Raw genomic sequence first — 22,726 nt, forward strand, 5'->3', positions numbered from 1 at the left:
CGGCTTTCCTCATGGCTCCTGGAATCTCTGCACGGATATCTGAATTCATCGAAGCACTCCCATTGGAAGCGGGACTTCGGGTGCTGGAGATCGGATGCGGTCCTGGCGTTGCCGCTCGTGCCGTCGCGAAGCTGGTCGGTGACGGCTTCGTTCTGGCAATCGACCGTTCGGAAAAGGCAATCCGATTGGCGCGGGCGGGATCGTCCAATGAAATGGCCGCAGGCGGCCTCGATTTCAGGTGTGTTGCGATCGAGGATTTCGCCTTGAATTCTGGTGATGCTCCCTTCGACATCGCCTTTGCCATGCGGGTCGGCGCGCTTGACGGGCGTCACCCTGAAGCAGGCCGGGAGGCGCTGAAGCGGATCAAGGCCGCGCTGAAGCCACGCGGCAGGCTCTTCACCGATGGTGGCGATCCTTTGAAGGAAATCGAGCTGGGTTGGGGCTTGCCGTCTTAGAGAAATCCATCGAGAAACGCCGCGGTCTCCTCCGAGATGCCGACGATCTTGTTCGTCGCCTGGCGGTAGAATTTGAAGTTGAGCTCGGTCTCCGGCCGGCCGTCCTGCCAGTCCTTGAAGTGCTTGAGTTCGTCACGGCCCAGCCGTTTGGTCGCCAGGGCGGTGCGGCGGATAGAAACGCTGACCAGCGGCGTCTGCCGCTCGAAGTCCGGTCGTTTTGTAATTACCTCGGAGGACGTCACCACGCCTCGCGCAACGAGCCCCTGCCCGCCTTGGTTCTCGCTGGCGAACAAGAAGACGGCGTCGCCTTCGGCGATGCGCTTGCCGCCATACATGGTTTTCTGGGCGGCGAAGACGAAGGTCTCGGCTCGCGGATCATCGATCGCGGCCTTGATGGCATATGCCATGCCTCACGGCTCCAGGCTGAGGCCGATCCGGTAGCTCAGCACGTGCCGGGCGCCCGGCTCGATCAGCATGACACCCGGTTTGTCGGCGAACTCGCCGTCGAAATCGACGGAACTGGCGACGCCATGCCAGGGCTCGATGCACAGGAACGGGGCGCCGCCGGGCTTGGACCAGATACCCAGCTCGTTGAATCCCTGCCACGACATCTCGATCGCCGGCCCCTGCCCGGCGGCATAGCGCAGGCTGGTGCTGGCCGGCCGGTCGAGAATCACCGCGTCGTCGTCGAACAGTTTCTCGGAAAGTGGCAGCGCCTTTCCCTCGATGGGCGTCGGTTGCGGGGCTGGCAGCAGCAGACCGTCCTTCAGGCGGCGGACCGGCGCTGGTTCATCGTCGGCGAAGCTCAGCCGATAGGCTTCCTTGGGAAGTTCCGGCAGCAGCGGCCAGTTGAACGCCGGATGCGCGCCGATCGAGGCCGGCAACGGTTCGTCGCCGGTGTTGGCGATCTCGAAGGTCACGCCGAGTTGCCGGGGTTTCACCTCGTAGCCAATGGCCAGGCGAAAGGCGAACGGGTAGCGCGTCCGTGTCTCGGCGTCATCCGTCAGGACCAATGTGCAGGAGGTCGGCCCCTGCTCCGCCCAGGCAAAGCGCCGGTCGCGTGCAAAGCCGTGCTGCGTCATCGGATAGGTTTGGCCGCGATGCCGCAGTTGGTCGCCTTTCAGCCGGCCGACGATCGGGAACAGGACCGGTGAATGACGGCGCCATGCGGGGCCTGCCTGCCACAGGAGCTCGGTGCCGTCGGCATCGCGCAACGAGATCAGTTCAGCCCCCTGCCCGACGATGGTCGCAGAAATTCCGTCAGCGCGAAGCGTCAGCTGTTCCATTGCGTTCCTCGCGGCTGCTGGCATGCCGGCAGGCTAGCAAATGGATAAGTATGAACTCAAGGGCAACTGGCATGCCACGCTTTACCCGGCTGTGCGCGGCTCGGCAGGGCCGACAAAAAAGTGGCCGGAGGTTTTACCTCCGGCCACGCCAGATCAGTGATGTTGCCTGCTACGGTCCGGCTTATTCACGCTCGCCGGTGAAATTCAGCAGCAACTGGAAGATGTTGATGAAGTTCAGGTAGAGCGAAAAGGCGCCGAAGACGGCGAGCTTCTGCTGCGATTCCGCATCGAAATTCTCCGCATATTGCTCCTTGATCGTCTGCGTGTCCCAGGCGGTGAGGCCGATGAAGACGGCAATGCCGATCACCGAGATGGCGAACTGCAGCGCGGTCGAACCGAGGAACAGGTTGACCAGGCTGGCGATCACCACGCCGATCAGGCCCATGATCAGGAATGACGAGAACTGCGTCAGGTCGCGCCTGGTCGTGTAGCCATAGAGGCTGGTGGCACCGAACATCGTGGCGGCGATGAAGAAGGTGCGCGCGATGCTGGTCGAGGTGAAGACCAGGAACACGGAGGCGAGCGACAGGCCCATCACCGCGCAGAAGGCCCAGAACATCGCCTGCGCGCTTGCGGCAGACATGGTCTGCATCCTGAACGAGAAGATCATGACGAAGGCGAGCGGCGCCAGCATCACCACCCATTTCAGCGGGCTGGAGAAGATCGGCACATAGAGCGCCGGCGTCGAGGCCACGAAAAAGGCGACGAGGCCGGTGACGACCAGGCCGAGGCCCATATAGTTGTATACGCGCAACATGTGCTTGCGCAGGCCCTCGTCATAGACGGCTCCGGCCTGGACGCCGGTGCCCATTCGGTATCCCAGATTGGGGCTGTTCATTTGGTTCTCCTTAGTTGGAAGTCTCAGTAAGCGTCGGCTCTCAGTGGAGTGTTGGTTCTCAGTAGAGTGTTCTGGCGAGTTCTTCGGCGGCACGGTCGAGATTGCCGGCGTCGCTGCGTCCGACCACCGCGTAGGCAACCTCGCCGATCTGGAAATATGCAGTTGAGATGTCGTCGGAGGGCGCTACCGTCGGTTTCACCACATCGAACGTGCCCGGCCTGATGGCGAACAGCGAGACAAGACCGAGGTCCTTGGTCTCGACCGCCACCTCGACGCTCGGCCCGAATTGCGAGGGATAGACCTGGACGTCGCGGATCTTCCAGTCGTCGGGCAGCGACGGCATGACGATCGCCGTGGCGGCGCGGATCTCGTCGGCATTGTAGCCCGGCGCTTCCTGCTGCGATGGCATCGTCTCGCGCACCAAAGTCGTCCGGTGCGCCCTGACCGCATCCTCGACATAGGCCGGCGGCTGCGTCGAGGCGACCACCTTGGTCACCGCTATCGGCCCGAAAACGCCGTTGGCCAGCCAGCCCGCCGCGACCAGCACGGCCGCGGCCGCGGCCTGCTGCAGCACGGCAAGGATACGGCCCCTGGCAAGCGCCCTTTCCAGCCGCCGCGCCGCTTCGGTCGTGGCCGGACGCGCCATCCCGCCCGGTCCGGCAAGCGCGACGCGCAGTTCGTCGCGCGTCCTCAGATCGGACATCACGCGCGCCGCCGCTTCCGGGCGCGCGGCGAGGTGCGCCTCGACCTCGATGCGGCGGGCGACATCCAGCTGATCGTCGACATAGGCGTCGAGGTCGGCATCGGTCACGGGGTCGACAATGACGGTCATTGATCGTCTCCCACGATCCTGAGATGAGGCCTGGTTTTCAGGGGAGCGCCCTCCTCCATCTCGCGCAGCGCGGCACGCGCGCGGCCGATGCGCGACATCAGCGTTCCGAGCGGCACGCCGATGACCTCGGCGGCCTGCTGATAGGAAAGCCCTTCGATGGCGACGAGATGCAGGGCGGAGCGCTGTTCCTCCGGCAGCGATAGAAATGCGTCGCGGACCTGCGACAGGCGCACCGAATGGTCCTGCGACGCCGGCATGCTCTGGTCGGCGACAAGGCCGGCCTGTTCGATGCGCGCCGCCTCGGAGCGGCGCGAGCGCATGCGGTCGATGAAGATGTTGTGCGCGATCGCCAGCAGCCAGGCGCGCAAATTGCCGCCCGAGCGAAAGGTCGTGCGCCGCTCATAAGCGCGCACCAGCGCGTCATGGACGAGATCCTCCGCGTCAGCGCTGTCGCGCGTCAGCGAGCGCGCGTAGCGCCGCAGCGAGCCCAACTGCCCGACGATATCGAATCGTGCCATCGACCGTTTCATGCCCTGTTTACGGAGCATGTAGGGATTTTAATCCCCTGCCCGGCGTTTCTTTTTGGTGTCGCCGGCGCAGAGGAAACCGCTGGCGCGGCGGGATCGATTTGCGTATCACTCCGCCGCCATTGGAGTCCTATCGATGTTCGAGACCCTGCAGCCCGCGCCCGCCGACAAGATCCTTGCCCTGATCGGCCTCTATCGCAACGATCCACGGTCCGGCAAAGTCGACCTCGGTGTCGGCGTCTACAAGGACATCGATGGCAGGACGCCGGTGATGCGCGCGGTGCGCGAGGCCGAGAAGCGGCTGCTAGCGAGCCAGGACACCAAGACCTATCTCGGGCTTGCCGGCGATACCGGCTTCAACGCCGCCATGGTCAAGCTTGCCTTCGGCGAGAAGGCCGACCATTCGCGCATCCGCGCCGCACAGGCGCCAGGTGGATCGGGCGCGCTCAGGCTGGTGGCCGAGCTTCTGCAGCGTACGCGCGCCGGCGCGACGGTCTGGCTGTCCGATCCGACCTGGCCGAACCATCTGCCGGTGATGCGTGCCGCCGGCCTTAAGGTGCGCGACTATCCTTATTTCGATGCCGCTTCGGGTGCTGTCCGCTTCGACGAGATGCTGGCGGCGCTAAAAGTTGCCAACAGCGGCGATGTCGTGCTGCTGCATGGCTGCTGCCATAACCCGACCGGCGCCAACCTCGATATCGCGCAGTGGGCCAAGGTCGCCGATGTGCTGCTGGAGCGCGGCCTGCTGCCTTTCGTCGACATCGCCTATCAGGGCTTTGGCGAGGGCCTCGACGCCGACGCCGCCGGCCTGCGCCTGCTGGCCGACAAAATGCCGGAAATGGTCGTCGCCTCGAGCTGCTCGAAGAATTTCGCTGTCTATCGCGACCGCGTCGGCGCCGCGATGATCATGGCCAAGGATGGCGCCCAGGCGGATGTGGCAATGAGCCAGATGCTGGCGGCTGCGCGTGCGCTCTATTCCATGCCGCCGGATCACGGCGCGGCGGCGGTGCGCATGGTGCTGGAGGACGCCAACCTGAAGCATGACTGGGAGGCGGAACTGGAGGAGATGCGACTGCGCATGCTCAGGCTGCGCGTCGCTTTCGCAGAGGCGTTGCGCCGGCAGTCGAATTCCGACCGCTTCGATTTCGTCGCCAGCCATCGCGGCATGTTTTCCAGGCTTGGGCTGACCGAGGCGCAGGTCGAGCGCCTGCGCACCGAGCACGCCGTCTATATGGTGGGCGACAGCCGCATCAACGTGGCCGGCCTGCCGGAGGACGGCATGGACGATCTCGCCAAGGCGATCGTCTCGGTGCTGGACTGAGAGCCCGCGCAACTGTGGACAATCGGTTTTTGCCGTTCAGCGGGATTGGTCGCCCGCCGCGCTGCGCGCTAGGGTTTGCAGGATGAAACCCTCGAAAGATATTTCCCGGCTGATCGAGATCATGGCAGCGCTCAGGGCGCCGAAGACCGGCTGCCCCTGGGATGTCGAGCAGAATTTCTCGACCATTGCTCCCTATACGATCGAGGAAGCCTATGAGGTGGCCGATGCCATCGCGCGCGGCGACTTCGACGATCTGCGCGAGGAACTCGGCGACCTGCTGCTGCAGGTCGTCTATCACGCGCAGATGGCTGAGGAGATCGGCGAGTTCGCTTTCGGCGATGTCGTCGAAGCCATCACCACCAAGATGATCCGCCGTCACCCGCACGTCTTCGGCGACGAGAAGGCGCGCAGCGCCGGCATGGCCAAGGGCATGTGGGAGAAGATCAAGGCCGCCGAAAAAGCCGAGAAGCGCGACGCCCGCCTCGCGCGCGGACTCGATCCGGAAGATCACGGCAAGGGTTATCTCGACAGCGTTCCGGTGGCGCTCCCTGCCTTGACGCGTGCCCTGAAACTGCAGGAGAAAGCCGCGCGCGTCGGCTTCGACTGGAGTGAGGCAGCACCCATCCTCGACAAAATAGAGGAAGAGATCGGCGAATTGCGCGAGGCGCTGGCTACGGGCGACGCGGCACCCATCAAAGACGAATTCGGCGACATGCTGTTTGCTATCGTCAATCTCGGCCGCCACTTGAAACTCGATTCCGAAGCGGCGCTCAGCGGCACCAACGACAAGTTCCGCTCGCGTTTTCACTATGTTGAGCAGGCCTTAGAGGCTTCGGGCGGCTCGCTGGAGAAGGCAACGCTCGACGAGATGGAAGCGCTCTGGCAGCAGGCAAAAAGCGCAAAATAAACAGCCGGTTAGCCGCTGTTCTTGCGGTGCAGCCTGCTGTCGATTTCCTGCCTGGCGCTGTGCGTGGCCGTCAGCGAGAGGGTGACGCTGCCATCTTCATTGTCGGTACGCGAAACGACGTCGCCGTTGCGGTATAGCCAGTCGACCTGGCCGAGCTGGGCCGGGTTCAACGTCACCGTCATTGTTTCCAGCTCGCCCGACACGCGCGTCTCGATAAGCGCTTTCAGCGCGTCGATCCCTTCGCCGGTGACCGCCGATATCGCGATCGGCGGCGCCTTGCCACTGGCGCTTTCGGCAAGCAGGCGCTCGCGATTGCCTTCGTCGAGCAGGTCGATCTTGTTCCATACCTCGATCACGCGGTTCGTGTCGGCGGCGTCGACGCCGAGATCGCCAAGGATACGCTCGACGTCGTCCGCCTGGGCCGCCGTGTCCGGATCGGAGATGTCGCGCAGATGCAGCACCAGGTCGGCTTCGACGACTTCTTCCAGCGTCGCCCGGAACGCGGCGACCAGATGCGTCGGCAGGTCGGAGATGAAGCCGACCGTGTCCGACAGGATGACCGGCGTGCCATGCGGCAACCGTACGCGCCGAAGCGTAGGGTCGAGCGTGGCGAACAGCATGTCCTCGGCCAGCACCCCTGCCCCGGTCAGCCGGTTGAACAGCGTCGACTTGCCGGCATTGGTGTAGCCGACGATCGCCACCACCGGGAACGGCACCTTCTTGCGCTTGGCCCGATGCAGGTCGCGCGTGCGCCGCACCGTTTCCAGCTCGTGCTTCAGCTTGGTGATCTTGTCCTGCAGGATGCGGCGATCGGATTCGATCTGGGTTTCGCCGGGACCGCCGAGGAAGCCGGCGCCGCCGCGTTGCCGTTCAAGGTGGGTCCAGCTCCGCACCAGCCGGCCCTTCTGATAATTGAGATGCGCGAGCTCGACCTGTAGCGTGCCTTCCTTGGTGCGCGCCCGCTCGCCGAATATCTCGAGAATGAGCCCGGTGCGGTCGAGCACCTTGGCGTTCAGTTCCTTTTCGAGATTGCGCTGCTGCACCGGCGTCAGCGGATGGTCGACGATGACCAGCTCCGCCTTGCGCTCCTTCACGATGTCGGCGAACTCGGCCACCTTGCCGCTGCCGAGCAGCGTCGCCGGCCGCGGGTCGGCAACCGTCACCACCGCCGTGTGGACCGGATCGAGGTCGATGGCGCTGGCAAGCCCGACGGCTTCGTCGTGGCGGGCATCGGCCGAACGGCTCAGACGCGGACGGCTGGACTCATCGTCGCCGCGCGGCTGGCGGGTAAGCACCGGCACAATAACGACGGCCCGGGTCGGACCCTTGGCTTCCGTCCCGGGATGATGTGCTGGTTTTCCGCGAACCGTACCGTCCGCGTCCTTCTCACGTGCCAATCAGGCGCCCTGGCTTTCCTCGCCATCGAACATCTGAACCGGCTGGCTCGGCATGATCGTGGAAATGGCGTGCTTGTAGACGAGCTGGGAGTGCCCATCACGCCGCAACAACACACAAAAATTGTCGAACGAAGTGACCACACCGGTCAGCTTCACGCCATTGATGAGGAAGATGGTAAGTGGATTTTTGCTCTTGCGAACTGAATTCAGGAACAGGTCCTGAAGATTTTGCGATCGTTCCGCCATTTTTCTTGTCTTTCGCCGATCCCCTTCGGTTTGCGAGCCAATGCGCCAAATTACGCGGCACCTGTCAAGCGCGCAAACCCCCTCTTGCCGATACAAAGGCAAGCAGAACGAGATAGTTGAGGTTCATTCCAGTTGTGCGGTTATCAGGCTGGACTTTTTTCCGCAACGTCAAAAAAGGCCTGCCGCAACGAAAGTGTCGTAGAACCAGGATGGCCGTTTGCGATCGGCGCGCCGTCAATTTCGACCACCGGCATGGCGATTGTGGTCGCCGAGCTGATAAATGCCTCCCTGGCGGCCTTGGCTTCGGCGACCGAAAAGCCGCGCTCCTCGATCTTGAGGCCAAGCTTGGCGGCAACATCGAAAAGCGTCGTGCGGGTGATGCCACGCAGGATGCCATGCTCGGCCGGCCGGGTCACCAGGACGCCGTCCCGGGTCACGATCCAGGCGTTGGATGAACCGCCTTCCTTGACGTTGCCGTCGGTGTCGACGAACCAGGCTTCCTGGGCGCCGGCTTCCTTGGCCTTCTGCTTGGCGAGCACATTGGGCAACAGGCCCGTGCTCTTGATGTCGACACGATCCCAGCGATTCTCCGGGACGGTGATGACCTTGATGCCGGTCTCCACCCGCTTCGCCCCCGCGGCCGGATCGGCTTTTCTGGCGGTTATGACCAGGGAAGGCCTTGTGCCCGCCGGCGGAAACACGAACTCCCGGCTGGCGACGCCGCGTGTCACCTGCACATAGACAAGGCCGTTGACCACGCCGTTGCGATTGACCACCTCGCGCACCAGCATCGGCAGGACGCCTTCCGAGACCGGCCAGGCGATGGACAGTTCCTTCAGCGAGCGCTTGAGCCGCGCAAGATGGCGCGGCATGTCGACGATGTGGCCGCGCGCCACCTCGCAGACCTCATAGACGCCATCGGCGAACTGGTAGCCGCGGTCTTCGATGTGGACGCGGGCTTCAGCATGGACGACATAGCGCCCGTTGACATAGGCAATGCGCGGCATGGGCACCCTCAGGGAAAACGTATGGCTTTCTTAGGCGATTCCGCCGCCGCGGCAACGGACAATCACGTGGGCCAACCGCTCGCTACACACCCAGCGACTTCAGCTTGCGATGCAGAGCCGAGCGTTCCATGCCGATGAATTCGGCCGTCTTCGAGATGTTGCCGCCGAAGCGGTTGATCTGGGCGATCAGGTAGTCCTTCTCGAATTGCTCGCGTGCTTCGCGCAGCGGCAGCGCCATGATGTGCTGATCCGACTGGTTGGGCGTGCGCGGCATGACGTCGCCGATCTCGGACGGCAGAAGATCGGCGGTGATCGGCGCGTCGGCCTCGTCTCCTCGCGCCAGGATCATCAGTCGCTCGACATTGTTGCGCAACTGGCGAACGTTGCCCGGCCAGTTGTGGGCCTGCAGCACGGCCAGCGCGTCGTCGCCGATGCGGCGCGGCCTGATGCCGGCCTGGCGCGCGATCTGCTTCATGAAATTGTCGACGAGATAGGGAATGTCCTCGCGCCGCTCGGCGAGCCCCGGCACCATGACCGGAACCACCGCCAGGCGATGGTAAAGGTCCTCGCGGAAGCGGCCGTCGGCGATCATCGCTTCGAGATTCTGCGAGGTCGAGGAGATGATGCGGACATCGACCTTGACGCGCTTGGTGCCGCCTACCCGTTCGAATTGCTGCTCGACCAGCACGCGCAGGATCTTGTTCTGCGTCTCGCGCGGCATATCGGCGACTTCGTCGATGTAGAGGATGCCGCGATGCGCCTCTTCCAGCGCGCCGACCTTGCGCTCGGTGCCGTTCGATTCGGTACCGAACAGCTCGATCTCCATGCGCTCGGGCGTGATGGTGGCCGCGCTCAGCGTCACGAACGGGCCGGCCTTGCGCGACGAGAGCGCGTGGATGGCGCGCGCCGTCAATTCCTTGCCGGAACCGGAGGGGCCGACGATCATGACGCGGCTGTTGGTCGGCGCGACACGCTCGATGGTCTGCCGCAGCTGGCTCATCGCCGACGACATGCCGATCAGGTCGAAGGTCTCGCCGCTGCGCAGCTTGAGGTCGGAAACCTCGCGCCGCAGCTTGGACGTCTCCAGCGCGCGCTCGGCGACCAGGATGAGGCGATCGGCCTTGAACGGCTTCTCGATGAAGTCGTACGCGCCCCGCCGGATGGCCGAGACCGCCGTTTCGATGTTGCCGTGGCCCGAGATCATCACCACCGGCATGGTCGGATGCATGATCTTGATCTCGTCGAGCAGGGCCAGGCCGTCGAGGCGCGAGCCCTGCAGCCAGATGTCGAGGAAAATCAGCCGCGGCGCGCGATCGGCGATCGACGCAAGCGCGCTGTCGGCATCATGGGCCGTGCGGGTTTCATGACCCTCGTCGCTCAGGATACCAGCGACAAGTTCGCGGATGTCTTCCTCGTCATCGACGATGAGAATGTCAGACGCCATTACCGACCTTTTCAGTTTCTCTTTCGTGTTCGCTTCGACCTTCACCGCGTGGCGGCGCGGCTACGATCGTTGCCGGGGGCAGGATGATCGAGATCATCGCACCCCGGCCACCATGGAAATCCGCTGGCGCGTCGTGCAGTTCGAGACGGCCGCCATGGTCCTCCACGATCTTCTTGACGATAGCGAGGCCAAGCCCGGTCCCCTTCTCGCGCGTCGTCATATAGGGCTCGAGCAGCCTTTGGCGATTCTCGCGCGGCAGCCCCTTGCCGTTGTCGATAACGTCGATTCGTATGGCGCCATCTTGGCGTCCGGCTTGAATCCGGATTGTGCCGTCCGAACGGTCTTGCGCATCAAGTCCGTCGATCGCCTCGGCAGCGTTCTTGACGAGGTTGCCGAAGGCCTGCGCCATCAGGCGGCTGTCGAAAGTGCCTTTCAACGGCTCGCTGCCGAAATCGCGCTCGAAGGCGATGTCGGAGCGGCTGACCTCGACCAGGAAGGACGCTTCGCGCAGCGATTCACGCAGGTCGATCGCTTTCATCTCCGGCTTCGGCATGCGGGCAAAGGCGGAGAATTCGTCGACCATGCGACCGATGTCCTCGACCTGGCGGATGATTGTATCGGTGCACTGGTCGAAGACCTCGCGATCCTCGGTGATGACCTTGCCGTAGCGGCGCCTGATGCGCTCGGCCGACAGCTGGATCGGCGTCAGCGGGTTCTTGATCTCATGCGCGATGCGCCGGGCAACATCGGCCCAGGCCGACGAACGCTGCGCCTGGACGAGATCGGTGATGTCGTCGACGGTGACCACATAGGACTTCTCTTCCTCGCCGTCGTCGCCGGACTCGACGGTGACCTGGACATTGAAAGTGCGCTCCAGACCGGTGCGGAAGAAGGTCACCTGCTCTCGATAGACCGGCTTGCCGGACTGACGTCCGATCTCGAAGACGCGGCCGACAAGGGGCAGCACCGCCGAAAGGTTCTGGCCGAGCGTGGCATTTGCCGAAATCGCCAGCATGGTTTCGGCCGAGCGGTTGACGATGGTGACGATGCCGTAGGGATCGACGCCGATGACGCCGGCGGTGACGCCCTCCAGCACCGCTTCGGAGAAGCGGCGCCGCTCGTCGATCAGGTCCTTGGCCGACATCAGCTCGTTGCGTTGCGATTTGAGCTCCAGGATCATGTTGTTGAAGGTCTCGCCGAGCGAGGCCACGTCGCCGTCGGACTGGCGCACCGGAACGGCCACGTCGAGATTGCCGGTCGCCACTTCGTCGGCGGCACCGATCAGCTGGCGGATCGGCCGCACGATCCGGTCGGCAACCGCAATGCCGGTCCAGATCGCCGAGAGCGTGATGATCAGCGTGAGCGACAGGTAAGGCAGCGCAAAAGCGACCTGCGAGGTCCGGCGGTTATCCTCCAGATTGCGGTATTCGTCGGTGTTGGACCTGACGATCTGACGCGCCTTGATCACATCGGGATCGACCAGCCGGATCGTATAGAGGTAAAGCCCTTCGATCTCGCGCAGTTTGATGATGGCGCCCATGATGTTGCGGGTGCGGGGCTCTATCAGCACCGGCTTGCCGTCGACCGCGGTTTCGACAGCGCCCGACGGTGGCTCGGGCATGGGGAAATCGGCGTCGGTCTTGGCGTTCATGACGAACGAGCCGTCAGGCTTGATGAGGGCCGCGTGCGCAAGGCCGCGCCCCACGGCTTCCTTGTTCAACAAATCGAGGAAACCGCCCCGGTCGAGACCGTAAAGCGTGCGCGAGGCATCGAGATCATATGCCATCGACAATGTCGTGCCCTGGAGGTTGCGAGCGTTCTCCTGCACGTAGGCGTCGGCAATCGACAGCGACGAGTTGACGATCGTCTTGGTGCGGAGCTCGAACCAGCGGTCGAGGCCGATGTCGAGCGTGATCGAGGCAATGATCGCCACCATGATAGCCGGAATGGCGGCAACCAGCGCAAACATCGCGACGATGCGCACATGCAGCCGCGAGGCGGCCCTGCCGTGGCGCCGCGCCAGGACGATACGACGCACCTCGCGGGCGATCAACGTGATCAGGAACAGAACAAAGACGGCATTGGCCGCGATCAGGGCCCAGGTCGCATTGGCGGTCGGCGCGATCGGCGTTGCGCCGACCAGGATCACAAACGAGATCGCCGCCGTGATCATCGCGCCGGCGATGGCGACCACGCCGGGCAACGCCAGCAACCGTCGGCCGTCACGCGTGCCGGTCTGGTTGAAAAGCGATTTGTTCAGGGTCGGAGCCTCAGCTGCCATGTCGCGGTACAGAGTCGGTCATTGCGTCGGATGTATGCAACGCATTGTGGCGATTATGCAACAAGTGTGGCCGGGACGGAAATCTTTCCCCGACCAATTTGCGAAAGGAGCCAATTTGCCGGAAGGATGGTGACGCTACGGTTGCCTGGCCGATTTGTAGACGTTGACGCCGAGCTCGCGGATCTTTTTGCGCAGCGTGTTGCGGTTGAGCCCCAGGAGCTCGGCTGCCTTGATCTGGTTGCCGCGCGTCGCCGTCATCGAAGCCAGCACCAGCGGATATTCGACCTCGGCAAGGATGCGCTGGTAGAGCCCGGCCGGCGGCAAGTCGCCGGCAAAGGAGGCAAAATAGCGCTGCAGGAAATGTTCGACCGCCTGGCCGATCGACAGATCGTCGGGAATGAGCGCGCCGCCATCGGGCACGACCGGCCTATCGCCGGTCTTCAGCTCGGACTCGATGATCTCCGATGAAATCTCGTCCTGCGAGTAGAGGGCGGCCAGCCGGCGCACCAGGTTTTCCAGCTCGCGCACGTTACCGGGCCAGGGATAGCGCTTCATAAGCTCGATGCCGCCGGACGAAATGCGCTTGGTCTGCAGGCCCTCGCTGGCGCCCTGCTTGAAGAAGTGCCGCACCAGATCGGGAATGTCCTCGGAACGCTCGCGCAGCGCCGGCAGCCTCAGCGGCACGACGTTGAGGCGGTAGAACAGATCTTCGCGGAACAGACCCTGGTTGATCAGCGTGCGCAGATCCTTGTTGGTGGCCGCAACGATGCGCACGTCGGTCTTGATCGGCGTGCGGCCGCCGACCGTGGTGTATTCGCCCTGCTGCAGCACGCGCAGCAGGCGGGTCTGCGCCTCCATCGGCATGTCGCCGATCTCATCGAGGAACAGCGTGCCGCCCTCGGCCTGTTCGAAGCGGCCGCTGGAACGGTTCTGGGCGCCGGTGAAGGCGCCTTTCTCGTGGCCGAACAGCTCCGATTCGATGAGGTCGCGCGGGATCGCCGCCATATTGATGGCCACGAACGGGCCGCCGCGGCGGCGGCCATATTCGTGCAGCGCGCGCGCCACCAACTCCTTGCCGGTGCCGGACTCGCCGCTGATCATGACCGTCAGATCGGTCTGCATCATACGCGCCAGCATGCGGTAGATGTCCTGCATGGCGGCGGAGCGGCCGACCAGCGGCATCGTCTCCGGCTGGTCTTCCGCGCGGGAATCGAGCTTCGGCCGCTTGGGCTCGGCCAGCGCCCGGTTGACGATGTTGAGCAGCTCGGTGAGGTCGAACGGCTTCGGCAGATACTCATAAGCGCCGGTCTCGGAGGCGCGGATGGCGGTCATGAACGTGTTCTGCGCGCTCATGACGATGACCGGCAGCTCGGGCCTCGCCTTCTTGATGCGCGGCAGCATGTCGAAGGCGTTTTCGTCCGGCATCACCACATCTGTGATGACGAGATCGCCCTCGCCCGCCGCCACCCAACGCCACAGCGTCGAGGCGTTCGAGGTCACGCGCACCTCGTGGCCGACCCGTGACAGCGCCTGGTTGAGCACCGTGCGGATGGCCGCATCGTCGTCAGCGACCAGAATATTGCCGCGAATGCTCATTTGCGGTCTCCTTCTGCTTCATCGCCCGAGCCTGGCGAAGTCTCCTTCCAGGCCGGCAACAGGACGCGGAAAGTGGTCCCGCGCGACGTCGAATCGCATTCGATGATGCCGCCATGCTCGCCGACGATCTTGGCGACCAGGGCCAGCCCCAGGCCGGAACCGTTCGGCTTGGTGGTGATAAACGGATCGAACAGGATCGGCAGGATGTCCTCGGAAACACCGGGTCCGTTGTCATGCACGCAGAATTCCAGCGGCAGCGAGACACGGTCCTGCGTGCCAGGCACGGAAACGCGGATGCCCGGACGGAAGGCGGTCGAGAGCAAGATCTCGCCCTGCGGATCGGCACCGATCGACTCGGCGGCGTTCTTGACCAGATTGAGGAAGACCTGGATCAGCTGGTCACGGTTGGCGAAGACTGGAGGCAATGATGGATCATATTCCTCCAAGATCTTGATCCGCCTGGCAAAACCGTTCTTGGCGATCGCCTTCACGTGATCCAGCACGACATGGATATTTACCGGATAGCGCTCGATCGGCCGTTCGTCGGAAAATACTTCCATGCGGTCGACCAGCGAGACGATGCGGTCGGTCTCGTCGGTGATCAGGCGGGTGAGCGCCCGATCCTCGTCGGAAGCGGAAAGCTCGAGCAACTGGGCGGCGCCACGAATGCCGGAGAGCGGGTTCTTGATCTCATGCGCCAGCATGGCGGCAAGGCCGGTGACGGAGCGGGCCGCCCCGCGATGGGTCATCTGGCGGTCGATCTTGTCGGCCATCGACCGTTCCTGGAACATGACGACCACGGAGCCCGGAAACTCCGGCACCGGCGCGACATAGAGATCGACCATCTTCTCGATGCCGAGGCGCGGCGACGACACGTCGACGCGGTATTCGTTGACCGGCGCGCGGCGCTCGCGCACCTGGTCGACCAGCGTCAGCAGCGGGCTGCCGAACGGCACCAGCTTGGAGAGCGTATTGCGGGCGAGCATGGTGGCGCTCGAGCGGAAGAAGTCCTCGGCATCCGCATTGGCGAAAGTGATAAAGCCGTCGGTATCGACCATGATCACCGGGCGGCGAATGGTGTTGAGGACGATATTGGCGGCGTCCGCCACATCGGTCGGCTGCGGGACGGTGGCCTTCATGCCGCGCTCCGCAGGCTGATCGATGACGGGCTATCGGCGAACACGCGGCGCAGTTCGGCGACGACTTCAACGGGCTCGAAGGACGTGAGGATGCGTTTGCGTTGCTCGGCGTAGACAACTGGAGCATGACGGTCGAGATACCAGCCAAGATGCTTGCGCGCCTGGCGCAGCCCGCTTTCAATGCCATAGAGCGAGAGCATGTCCTCGTAATGGGAGACCACGTAGTCGGCGAGCGCTTCCGGCGCTTGCGGGATACCTTGCGCGCGTGCGCCGGCCGCGGCTGTCGCAATGCCGCCGGCGACCCATGGCGCGCCGTAATGCGCGCGGCCGATCATCACGGCGTCGGCGCCGGACTGTTCGAGGATTGTCGCGGCCTCTTCCGGCGAGCCGACATCGCCATTGGCCACCACCGGGATCGAGACCGCTTCCTTGACGCGCGCAATCGCCCGCCAGTCGGCCTCGCCTTGGTAGAACTGGCATCGCGTACGGCCATGGACGGTCACCATCCTGACGCCCGCCTGTTCGGCGCGCCGCGCCAGCATCGGCGCGTTGAGGGCGCTTTCGTCCCAGCCGAGCCGCATCTTGACGGTCACCGGCACCGAAACGGCGCCGACCACCGCCTCGATCAGCGACAGCGCGTGGTCGAGATCGCGCATCAGCGCCGAACCGGCATAGCCGCCGGTCACCTTCTTCGCCGGGCAACCCATGTTGATGTCGATGATATCGGCGCCCTCGCCCGCCGCTATGCGCGCGCCCTCGCCCATATGGACGGCCTCGCGGCCGGCCAGCTGCACCATATGCACCGGCAGGCCGGAATGACGGATACGAAGGTCGCAGCCGGCCCTGCCCTTGGCCAGTTCGCCGCTCGCCACCATTTCCGACACGACCAGCCCGGCGCCGTGCGCGTGGGCGCGCTGCCGGAACGGCTCGTCGGTGATGCCCGACATCGGCGCCAGGAAAACGCGATTGCGGATTCTCACGCCGCCGACATCGAGTGGCGATGCCAATGTGGTCAATTCAGTCATGCACAAAAACCAAGCATATTCGATCGTTGCACATTCTCTAGCCAGAAGTGTGGCATTGTGCAACGCGCAATGACGTCACATTAAGGCGCATTTTGGAAAATGCTGGCCTTCGGCCATTACCGCGACTAGGACCGATCGGAATGAGCGAGGCAAGCGAAAAGCAAGCGGCGGGCGAAAAGCAGGCGGCGGGCCCGAGCCGCGGGATCGGGGTGGTGATCGTTGCCGCCGGCCGTGGCGCGCGTGCCGGACAGGCCGACGGTCCGAAACAATATCAGCGCATCGGCGGCCGTGCCGTCATCGCGCATACGCTGGATATCTTTCTCTCCCATCCGATGATCGGCCCCGTGGTCGTGGCTATCCACGCCGACGATGCCGAGCTCTTCCAACGCGCGGCCGAAGCGCATGGCGATCGTCTTGTCGCCGTTGTCGGCGGCCCTTCGCGCCAGGCGTCCGTCCGGCTCGGTCTCCTGGCGCTCAGGGACCAGGCACCCGCAAAAGTGCTGGTGCATGACGCCGTGCGCCCGTTCGTCGACGCCGGGCTGATCGACCGCACCATCGAAGCCATCGGCGAGCGCCAGGGCGCGCTGCCGGCGCTGCCCGTTGCCGACACGCTGAAGCGGGAATCGGCCACCGGCATGATCGACGAGACGGTATCGAGAGCCGGCCTTCATGCCGCGCAGACGCCGCAGGGTTTTCCGTTCTGGCCGCTGCTCGCCGCGCATGAGAAGGCGCATCATCTGGGCAAGACCGAGTTCACCGACGATGCGGCGATCGCCGAATGGGCGCAGATACCAGTCAAGATCGTTCCCGGATCGCCGGACAACGTCAAACTCACCTGGGCGAGGGACATTGCATTGGCCGATCAGCGGCTCTTGAGCGCACAGCCGCGCTTTCCGGATATCCGGACCGGAAATGGTTACGACGTGCATGCGTTCGAGCCAGGCGACCATGTCACGCTCTGCGGCGTCGCCATTCCCTACGAGCGAAAACTCTCCGGCCACTCCGATGCCGATGTCGGGCTGCATGCGCTGACGGACGCGCTTCTCGCCACCTGCGGCGCCGGCGATATCGGCACGCATTTCCCGCCATCGGACCCGCAATGGAAAGGCGCCGCCTCGAAGATCTTCGTCGAGCACGCGGCGAAGCTAGTGCGCGGGCGCGGCGGCCGCATCGCCAATGCCGACATCACGCTGATCTGCGAGGCGCCGCGCGTCGGGCCGCATCGCGCGGCGATGACGCAAGCCCTTTCGGCCATGCTCGGCATTGCGCCCGAGCGTATTTCGATCAAAGCGACGACAAACGAGAAGCTCGGCTTTATCGGACGCGGCGAAGGCATCGCCGCGATCGCCACGGCCAGCGTCGTCTATCCGGGCGAGGTGCCGGCATGAGCAACGCTGAACTCGCAAACGCTCTGCTGCAAGCCTGCCAGCAGCGCGGCATCATGCTGGCGACGGCCGAAAGCTGCACCGGCGGCCTGATCATCGCCGCGTTGACCGACATCGCTGGTTCTTCCGCCGTGGTCGATCGCGGCTTCATCACCTATTCCAACGAAGCCAAGATGGAGATGCTCGGCGTCTCCGCCGCCACGCTCGGCGCGCATGGCGCGGTCTCGCGCGAGACGGTGCTGGAGATGGCGGCGGGCGCGCTGGCGCATTCAAAAGCCAGCCTCTCGCTCGCCGTGACCGGTATTGCCGGTCCGGGCGGTGGCTCGGTGGAAAAGCCGATCGGGCTCGTCTGGTTCGGCGTCGCGCTTGCCGGGCAACCGATTGTCGCCGAGCGGCAATTGTTCGGTCACAAGGGTCGCGAATTCATCCGCCACGAGACGGTGCGGCACGCGCTGCAGCTGGGGTTGCGGGCGCTTGGCAAAGACTAGGCTGGCTTGCGTCCGTAAATCACGTTGGCGCGCTTTTCAAAGGCTTCCGAGAACATGCGGAAGGCGCGGTCGAACATCGTGCCCATGACCGCGCCAAGGATGCGGCTCTTGAATTCATAGTCGATGAAGAAATGCACCTCGCAACCGCTGCTCGCGGGATCGAAGCGCCAGATGTTGCTCAGATATTTGAACGGGCCGTCGATGTATTTGACGTCGATGGCACGCTCGGCCGGATTGAGCAGCACCTGCGTCGTGAAGGTTTCGCGGATCGCCTTGTAGCCGATGCTCATGTCGGCGACGAGAATGGTGCGGCCGTCGCGCTCCTTGCGCGAGCGCACGGTGAGCGATTCACACAGCGGCAGGAACTGCGGGTAGGCTTCGATGTCCGCCACCAGCGCGAACATCTCTTCCGGTGTATGCGCGACGCGGCGTATCGCCTCGAATTTCGGCATTGAAGGTCAGCTGGCCTTCGCGAGCTGCGCCTCGCGCGCTGCGCGCAGCCTGGCGAAATCCTCGCCGGCATGGTGCGAGGAGCGCGTCAGCGGGCTCGACGCCATCAACAGGAAGCCCTTGGTCTTGCCGATCGTTTCGTAGGACTTGAACTCGTCCGGCGGGACGAATCGGATCACCGGATGATGCTTCTTCGATGGCTGCAGGTACTGGCCGATGGTCATGAAATCGACATTGGCCGAACGCAAATCGTCCATCAGTTGCAGCACCTCGTTCCGCTCTTCGCCGAGGCCGACCATGATGCCGGACTTGGTGAAGATCGACGGGTCGAGTTCCTTGACCCGCTGCAAGAGCCGGATCGAGTGGAAATAGCGGGCGCCAGGGCGGACCGTCAGGTAGTTCGACGGCACCGTTTCGAGATTGTGGTTGAAGACATCGGGCTTGGCCGCAACGACAATCTCCAGCGCGCCATCCTTGCGCAGGAAGTCGGGCGTCAGGATCTCGATCGTGGTCGACGGCGTTGCCGCGCGGATTTCGCGGATGACCTCGGCGAAATGCTGAGCGCCGCCATCGGCAAGGTCGTCGCGGTCGACGGAGGTTATGACGACATGGCTCAGCCCCATCTGCTTGACGGCGTGGGCAACGCGCGCCGGCTCATCTGGATCGAGCGCTGTCGGGATGCCGGTCGCTACGTTGCAGAAGGCGCAGGCGCGCGTGCAGATCTCGCCCATGATCATGAAGGTGGCGTGCTTCTTATCCCAGCATTCGCCGATGTTGGGGCAGCCCGCCTCCTCGCACACCGTCACCAGCTTGTGCGACTTCACGATCTCGCGCGTTTCGGCATAGCCCTTGGAAACCGGCGCCTTGACGCGGATCCAGTCGGGCTTGCGCAGCACTTCCTGGTCGGGGCGGTGCGCTTTCTCGGGATGCCGCTGGCGCGGCCGGTTGGCGATCGTGTCTACGACTGTGACCATCTCAAACCCTTCGCGGCCGCGATTTCGGCGGACGCCTGTCTTTCGTCATCTAGGACTTTTCGAAGTAAAGAAAAAGGCCGCGGCAGCGCATGCCGGCACGGCCTTTTTCGCATAGCAGGCTCTGCCTGCGATCAGCGACGCATTCGCGCGCCTTACCGGCGCACCAGCCGGCCCACGAAGATCAGCAGGCAGGCGCCGATGAAGCCGGTGATCAGATAGGCTACCCAGCCAACGCCAAAAGACTGGATGTTGAGGGCCTGCAGGATCGCGTTCAGCACCACCGCGCCAACGATGCCCATGATGATGTTCATGAAGATGCCGGTGTTGCTCTTCATGACCATCTCGGCGAGCCAGCCCGCCAGCCCTCCGACGATGATGGCTGCGATCCAGCCGACGCCATTCAAATGCATGTGCCAAGTCCTCCTCGATCAGGTGAAAATGCATCCGGAACAGAGCTGCCTTGCCGTCAGGTTTCTCCGGCTGCCGCGTATGAGTCTCGCGCAGCCAGTCTATCACCGAAAGGCGATTTATCATGCGTTCAAAACGCGGCCATAGGCGTCGAGCACGCTCTCTTTCATCATCTCCGACAGCGTCGGGTGCGGGAAGATGGTGTGCATCAGCTCTTCCTCGGTCGTCTCCAGGTTCATCGCCACGACAAAACCCTGGATGAGCTCGGTCACCTCGGCGCCGACCATATGCGCGCCGAGAAGCTGCCCGGTCTTCTGGTCAAAGATGGTCTTGACGAAACCCTGGTCCTCGCCGAGCGCGATGGCCTTGCCGTTGGCGCTGAACGGGAAACGGCCGACGCGGATATCCTTGCCTTCGGCCTTGGCCTTCGCTTCCGTCAGGCCGACGGAAGCGACCTGCGGGCTGCAATAGGTGCAGCCGGGGATCTTCAGCTTGTCGGTGGCATGGACGCCTGGGACGTTGGCGATCTTCTCGATGCAGACGACGCCCTCATGCTCGGCCTTGTGGGCAAGCATCGGCGGTCCGGCGACGTCACCGATGGCGTAGACGCCCGGCACATTGGTCTTGCCGTAGCCGTCGACGACCACGCAGCCGCGGTCCGTCTTCACGCCAAGCGCTTCCAGGCCGAGGTTTTCGATGTTGCCCTGCACGCCGACGGCCGAGATCATGCGGTCGGCGGTGATCTTCTCGACCTTGCCGTCCTTCATCTCGACATGCGCGGTGACCGAATTGGCACCCTTTTCGACCTTGGTCACCTTGGCTTCGAGGATGATCTTCATCCCCTGTTTCTCGAACTGCTTTTGCGCGAATTTCGAGACTTCGGCATCCTCGACCGGCATCACCGCCGGCAAAAGCTCGACCACCGTCACGTCGGCGCCCATGGTGCGGTAGAAGGAGGCGAATTCGATGCCGATTGCGCCCGAGCCCATGACCAGCAGCGACTTCGGCATTTCCTTCGGCACCATGGCCTCGAAATAGGTCCAGATCAGCTTTCCGTCAGGCTCGATGCCGGGCAGCGCGCGCGGCCGGGCGCCGGTGGCCAGGATGATGTGCTTGGCGGTGTAGGTGCCCTCGCCCTTGACGCCCTTCGGCACTGGCGGTTGCGGCTCCATCGGTTTCTTCGATGATTTGGAGACGACGACTTCTCCAGGCTTGGAGAGCTTTGCCTCTCCCCAGATAACGTCGACCTTGTTCTTCTTCATCAGGAAGCCGACGCCGGTGTTCAACCTGAGCGACACTTTTCGCGAGCGGTCGACCACGGCCGCGGTGTCGGCGCTGACCTTGCCGCCTTCGAGCTTCAGGCCGTAATCCTTGAGGTGATCCGAATAATGCATGATCTCGGCCGAGCGCAGCAGCGCCTTGGTCGGTATGCAGCCCCAGTTGAGGCAGATGCCGCCCAGATGCTCGCGCTCGACGATCGCCGTCTTGAAGCCAAGCTGGGCGGAGCGCACCGCTGTGACATAGCCGCCGGGGCCTGAGCCAATGATGATGACGTCGTAGGTTTCAGCCACGGGTTTTCTCCCTGATCTTTCTGAGGGTTAGAGTGAGAGCATGACGCGCACGAGCGGCGCCAGCGCCTGGCCGACGCGCCGCGTGTTCTCGGCATCGAGATGAACGCCGTCGAGCGGCGTGGTGGTGGCGACGCTGCCGGCGTCGAAGAAGCCGCAGCCGGCCTCGTCGGCAAGCAGGGAATATTGCGGCGCCAGCCGCTTGGAAGCATCATCGCCGCCGGCGAACATTTCCTTGAATTCGGCATTGTCGGTGCGCGTCACAACGGGTGGCGCGACGATAAGCATCTGCGGTGCCGGCCAGTCGAACGGATAGTCATGGCCGCGCACGATATTGATCAGCCGCTCCATGCCCTGTTTGGCGGCGACGGGATTGCCGTGGATCCATGGCTTCATGTCGTTGGCGCCAAGCATGAAGATAACGAGATCAATCGGCGCATGGCTTGTCAGGATCGTCGGCAGGACGCGGGCGCCGTTGCGATCGGCGCCGGCCAGGTAATCGTCAAAGGCAGTGGTGCGGCCGTTCAGGCTCTCGGCGATGACCTCGACATCGCCGCCAAGCTCAGCCTCAAGCACGCTCGGCCAGCGGTCCTCCAACGCATGGCGGCCTAGGCTGGCGGCGTCATAGCCCCAGGTCAGGGAATCGCCGTAGCACAAAATTGTCTTCACGCCTTTGCCCCGCTTCTACCAAAACCCGTGTGGACGCGCCCCACCCGCCAGCGCACGAAGAGCCACTGCACGACGATCGTAACGATGCCGGGCAACATCAGCCCAGCCACCACCGGCACGTCGCGTTTGATCACGTCTGTGCCGGCATCCGTGTAGAGTCCGACGCCGACCAGCAGGATGAGCAACACGGCAAACGCGATCAGCGACCACTTTCCCGCCTTGGCCACGGCAATCGCCGGATCGGCCATGAACTGCGCCACGAAGAAGACGAAGGTGACGACGAGGGTCACCAGGACCGAGACCATGAAAATGATGATGTATTCTTCCTCAGCGCCGGTGGCGACGGCGAGTTCCTGAGCCACCAGCCCGCCGGCGAAGCCGGAAAGGATGAAGGCGAAAAGGCTGGTGAAGAATTTCCGCACC

At 63.9% G+C, this 22,726-nt stretch carries 24 protein-coding genes; 5 read left to right on the forward strand and 19 right to left on the reverse strand.

All coding sequences use genetic code 11. The features are described from left to right. Positions 1–11 precede the first annotated feature (11 nt). On the forward strand, positions 12–455 hold the full coding sequence (locus AC0L2L_RS06895; protein WP_473577065.1) for a class I SAM-dependent methyltransferase: 444 nt from the start codon (positions 12–14) through the stop codon (positions 453–455). Here AC0L2L_RS06895 and AC0L2L_RS06900 read toward each other — a convergent pair. The 5 genes from AC0L2L_RS06900 to AC0L2L_RS06920 all read right to left on the reverse strand — a co-directional run bounded on the left by AC0L2L_RS06900 (position 452) and on the right by AC0L2L_RS06920 (position 4,001). Next, complete coding sequence (locus AC0L2L_RS06900) at positions 452–862, reverse strand: hypothetical protein (protein WP_473577067.1); 411 nt, start codon at positions 860–862, stop codon at positions 452–454. The genes AC0L2L_RS06895 and AC0L2L_RS06900 overlap by 4 nt on opposite strands. Before the next feature lie 3 nt (positions 863–865). After that, positions 866–1,741 (reverse strand): aldose 1-epimerase family protein, encoded by an 876-nt coding sequence (locus AC0L2L_RS06905; RefSeq protein ID WP_473577068.1) that lies wholly within the window; start codon positions 1,739–1,741, stop codon positions 866–868. 181 nt (positions 1,742–1,922) lie between these two features. After that, positions 1,923–2,639 carry a Bax inhibitor-1/YccA family protein gene (locus AC0L2L_RS06910; protein WP_224634136.1) on the reverse strand — a complete coding sequence of 239 codons (717 nt, stop codon included), beginning with the start codon at positions 2,637–2,639 and terminating at the stop codon, positions 1,923–1,925. Between the two features lie 58 nt (positions 2,640–2,697). After that, positions 2,698–3,471, reverse strand: a complete 774-nt coding sequence (locus AC0L2L_RS06915) for an anti-sigma factor family protein (RefSeq protein ID WP_473577071.1) — start codon at positions 3,469–3,471, stop codon at positions 2,698–2,700. Continuing rightward, complete coding sequence (locus AC0L2L_RS06920) at positions 3,468–4,001, reverse strand: sigma-70 family RNA polymerase sigma factor (protein WP_473577116.1); 534 nt, start codon at positions 3,999–4,001, stop codon at positions 3,468–3,470. The genes AC0L2L_RS06915 and AC0L2L_RS06920 overlap by 4 nt, the downstream gene beginning before the upstream one ends. A 133-nt stretch (positions 4,002–4,134) precedes the next feature. Between AC0L2L_RS06920 and AC0L2L_RS06925 the strand changes: the two genes are divergently transcribed. Together AC0L2L_RS06925 and mazG are read left to right on the forward strand one after the other, a co-directional pair. Beyond that, positions 4,135–5,319 (forward strand): amino acid aminotransferase, encoded by a 1,185-nt coding sequence (locus AC0L2L_RS06925; RefSeq protein WP_473577073.1) that lies wholly within the window; start codon positions 4,135–4,137, stop codon positions 5,317–5,319. Positions 5,320–5,401: 82 nt separating this feature from the next. Continuing rightward, a complete protein-coding gene (gene mazG / locus AC0L2L_RS06930; protein ID WP_473577074.1) occupies positions 5,402–6,226 on the forward strand; it encodes a nucleoside triphosphate pyrophosphohydrolase in 825 nt (274 codons plus the stop codon). Between the two features lie 8 nt (positions 6,227–6,234). Here mazG and hflX read toward each other — a convergent pair whose 3' ends face one another. The 8 genes from hflX to dusB form a co-directional block, all read right to left on the reverse strand. Next, positions 6,235–7,623, reverse strand: a complete 1,389-nt coding sequence (gene hflX, locus AC0L2L_RS06935) for a GTPase HflX (protein ID WP_473577075.1) — start codon at positions 7,621–7,623, stop codon at positions 6,235–6,237. After that, entirely contained in the window at positions 7,624–7,869 is a 246-nt protein-coding gene (hfq, locus tag AC0L2L_RS06940; RefSeq protein ID WP_006202172.1) for an RNA chaperone Hfq, read from the reverse strand. Positions 7,870–8,012: 143 nt separating this feature from the next. Then, entirely contained in the window at positions 8,013–8,876 is an 864-nt protein-coding gene (locus AC0L2L_RS06945; protein WP_473577077.1) for a D-amino-acid transaminase, read from the reverse strand. 82 nt (positions 8,877–8,958) lie between these two features. After that, the gene (ntrX, locus tag AC0L2L_RS06950) at positions 8,959–10,320 is read right to left on the reverse strand and encodes a nitrogen assimilation response regulator NtrX (protein ID WP_473577079.1); all 1,362 of its coding nucleotides are present in this window, start codon (positions 10,318–10,320) and stop codon (positions 8,959–8,961) included. Next, entirely contained in the window at positions 10,310–12,601 is a 2,292-nt protein-coding gene (locus AC0L2L_RS06955) for a sensor histidine kinase NtrY-like (protein WP_027170020.1), read from the reverse strand. Before AC0L2L_RS06955 ends, ntrX begins: the two co-directional genes overlap by 11 nt. Positions 12,602–12,736: 135 nt before the next feature. Continuing rightward, entirely contained in the window at positions 12,737–14,197 is a 1,461-nt protein-coding gene (gene ntrC, locus AC0L2L_RS06960) for a nitrogen regulation protein NR(I) (RefSeq protein ID WP_027170019.1), read from the reverse strand. Next, positions 14,194–15,336: a two-component system sensor histidine kinase NtrB gene (locus AC0L2L_RS06965; RefSeq protein ID WP_473577082.1), complete on the reverse strand. Its 1,143-nt coding sequence runs from the start codon at positions 15,334–15,336 to the stop codon at positions 14,194–14,196. The genes ntrC and AC0L2L_RS06965 overlap by 4 nt, the downstream gene beginning before the upstream one ends. After that, the gene (dusB, locus tag AC0L2L_RS06970) at positions 15,333–16,361 is read right to left on the reverse strand and encodes a tRNA dihydrouridine synthase DusB (protein WP_473577084.1); all 1,029 of its coding nucleotides are present in this window, start codon (positions 16,359–16,361) and stop codon (positions 15,333–15,335) included. Before dusB ends, AC0L2L_RS06965 begins: the two co-directional genes overlap by 4 nt. 140 nt (positions 16,362–16,501) lie before the next feature. Between dusB and AC0L2L_RS06975 the strand changes: the two genes are divergently transcribed. Then, on the forward strand, positions 16,502–17,749 hold the full coding sequence (locus tag AC0L2L_RS06975) for a bifunctional 2-C-methyl-D-erythritol 4-phosphate cytidylyltransferase/2-C-methyl-D-erythritol 2,4-cyclodiphosphate synthase (protein WP_473577086.1): 1,248 nt from the start codon (positions 16,502–16,504) through the stop codon (positions 17,747–17,749). Then, positions 17,746–18,234 (forward strand): CinA family protein, encoded by a 489-nt coding sequence (locus tag AC0L2L_RS06980; protein ID WP_473577087.1) that lies wholly within the window; start codon positions 17,746–17,748, stop codon positions 18,232–18,234. The genes AC0L2L_RS06975 and AC0L2L_RS06980 overlap by 4 nt, the downstream gene beginning before the upstream one ends. Here the strand turns inward: AC0L2L_RS06980 and AC0L2L_RS06985 are convergent. The 6 genes from AC0L2L_RS06985 to AC0L2L_RS07010 all read right to left on the reverse strand — a co-directional run bounded on the left by AC0L2L_RS06985 (position 18,231) and on the right by AC0L2L_RS07010 (position 22,725). Further along, positions 18,231–18,686 carry a type II toxin-antitoxin system RatA family toxin gene (locus AC0L2L_RS06985; protein WP_473577089.1) on the reverse strand — a complete coding sequence of 152 codons (456 nt, stop codon included), beginning with the start codon at positions 18,684–18,686 and terminating at the stop codon, positions 18,231–18,233. The genes AC0L2L_RS06980 and AC0L2L_RS06985 overlap by 4 nt on opposite strands. A 6-nt stretch (positions 18,687–18,692) precedes the next feature. Then, positions 18,693–19,658 carry a lipoyl synthase gene (gene lipA, locus AC0L2L_RS06990; protein WP_473577090.1) on the reverse strand — a complete coding sequence of 322 codons (966 nt, stop codon included), beginning with the start codon at positions 19,656–19,658 and terminating at the stop codon, positions 18,693–18,695. Positions 19,659–19,810: 152 nt separating this feature from the next. Beyond that, complete coding sequence (locus AC0L2L_RS06995; RefSeq protein ID WP_027170010.1) at positions 19,811–20,068, reverse strand: GlsB/YeaQ/YmgE family stress response membrane protein; 258 nt, start codon at positions 20,066–20,068, stop codon at positions 19,811–19,813. A gap of 120 nt (positions 20,069–20,188) precedes the next feature. Further along, positions 20,189–21,637, reverse strand: coding sequence for a dihydrolipoyl dehydrogenase (gene lpdA / locus AC0L2L_RS07000; RefSeq protein WP_473577092.1), 1,449 nt, complete (start codon positions 21,635–21,637; stop codon positions 20,189–20,191). 27 nt (positions 21,638–21,664) lie between these two features. After that, on the reverse strand, positions 21,665–22,303 hold the full coding sequence (locus tag AC0L2L_RS07005; protein ID WP_473577094.1) for an SGNH/GDSL hydrolase family protein: 639 nt from the start codon (positions 22,301–22,303) through the stop codon (positions 21,665–21,667). Next, entirely contained in the window at positions 22,300–22,725 is a 426-nt protein-coding gene (locus tag AC0L2L_RS07010; RefSeq protein WP_473577095.1) for a hypothetical protein, read from the reverse strand. The genes AC0L2L_RS07005 and AC0L2L_RS07010 overlap by 4 nt, the downstream gene beginning before the upstream one ends. Between the last annotated feature and the right edge of the window lies 1 nt (position 22,726).

The organism is Mesorhizobium sp. WSM4832 (genome assembly GCF_055811115.1).